Genomic DNA, 1,662 nt, shown 5'->3' with positions numbered 1-1,662 from the left:
CATCGCGGGCGTGCTGCGGGTCGGGGGCTTCGTCGCCTCCGCTGAGGGATTCACGGGTCAGCCCGGCGTGATCAACGGCTCGAGCGACGTGCTCGGAGAGATCTTCGGTGATGCGGGTCGTCATGCCCGTGCGGCGGTCGGCGTCGCGGAGCTCCCGCTCGGCAGCCCGGTCGAGGTCGAGGTCGCCTTCCTTCTCGCCTGAGTACGACGTACGCGGCGTGGACCGTCGCATCAGAACGAGAGAACGCGCCTCCCCGGAAAGGGGAGGCGCGTTCTCCGTCTGTCACGCCTCGGAGGCGTGAGCCGACCTACTTCACCTGGGCCGAGATGATGCTCATCACCGCGGTGTCGGCGAGCGTCGTGGTGTCGCCGACCTCGCGGCCTTCGGCGACGTCGCGGAGCAGACGGCGCATGATCTTGCCGGAGCGGGTCTTCGGCAGCTCGCCGACGATGTAGACGTCGCGCGGGCGGGCGATGGCGCCGATCTGCTCGCCCACCCACAGCCGCAGCTGCTGGGCGAGGCCCGCAGGCTCGTGTGCGGCGAGGTAGCTCTCCTTGATGATGACGAAGGCGACGACCGCCTGTCCGGTCGTCTCGTCGGAGGCGCCGACCACGGCAGCCTCGGCGGTCGCCTCGTGCGCGACCAGGGACGACTCGATCTCCGCCGTCGATAGGCGGTGCCCCGAGACGTTCATGACGTCGTCGACGCGGCCGAGCAGCCAGAGGTCGCCGTCTTCGTCGAGGCGCGCTCCGTCGCCGGCGAAGTAGTAGCCCTGGTCCTCGAACTTCTCCCAGTAGGTCTCGCGATAGCGCTCGGGGTCGCCCCAGATGCCGCGCAGCATGCTCGGCCACGGCTCGGTGATCACGAGCAGGCCGCCGCTGCCGTTGCCGACCTCGATGCCGCTCTCGTCGACGACGTCGATCGAGATCCCGGGGAGCGGGACCTGGGCGGACCCGGGCTTGGTCTCGGTGACGCCCGGAAGAGCGGACACCATGATCGCGCCGGTCTCGGTCTGCCACCAGGTGTCGACGATCGGCGTCTTGTTCGCCCCGATGACCTCGCGGTACCACATCCACGCCTCGGGGTTGATGGGCTCTCCCACCGAACCGAGCAGTCGCAGCGACGAAAGGTCGAACTTCGCCGGGACGCTGCGACCGATCTTCATGAACGAGCGGATCGCGGTCGGGGCGGTGTAGAAGATCGACACCTTGTACTTCTCGATGATCTCCCACCACCGGCCGGGGTGCGGGGCATCGGGGGTTCCCTCGTAGAGCACCTGGGTCGCGCCGTTGGCGAGGGGGCCGTAGGTGACGTAGCTGTGTCCGGTGATCCAGCCGATGTCGGCCGTGCACCAGAACACGTCAGTCTCCGGGTGCAGGTCGAAGACGTACTTGTGCGAGTACGCCACCTGGGTGAGATACCCACCGGAGGTGTGCAGGATGCCCTTGGGCTTCCCCGTCGTTCCCGAGGTGTAGAGGATGAAGAGCGGGTTCTCCGCAGGGAAGGCCTGTGCGGTGTGCTCGGCGGATGCGGCGGGAACGGCGTCGTGCCACCAGATGTCGCGGCCGTCGGTCCAGTCGACCTCGTTCTCGCCGCGCTTGACGACCAGGACGTGCTCGACGGTCTGCTGCTCGCCGTCGCCGCGGTCGGCGAGAGCCTGA

General features: G+C 68.5%; 2 protein-coding genes. One reads left to right on the top strand and one right to left on the bottom strand.

Annotated features, from left to right (window positions below; translation table 11 throughout):
* A partial coding sequence (locus tag KZA10_RS14380; RefSeq protein WP_218683224.1) for a RidA family protein occupies positions 1-202 on the top strand: 202 nt, incomplete at its 5' end.
* A gap of 106 nt (positions 203-308) precedes the next feature.
* Here KZA10_RS14380 and KZA10_RS14375 read toward each other — a convergent pair.
* A partial coding sequence (locus KZA10_RS14375) for an acetate--CoA ligase (protein WP_218683223.1) occupies positions 309-1,662 on the bottom strand: 1,354 nt, incomplete at its 5' end.

Origin of the sequence: Microbacterium sp. BF1 (assembly GCF_019279095.1) — a bacterium.
Classification (GTDB): Bacteria; Actinomycetota; Actinomycetes; order Actinomycetales; family Microbacteriaceae; genus Microbacterium; species Microbacterium maritypicum.
Note: the sequence above shows the minus strand (reverse complement) of the source record. Positions and strands in the feature narration are given on the sequence as shown.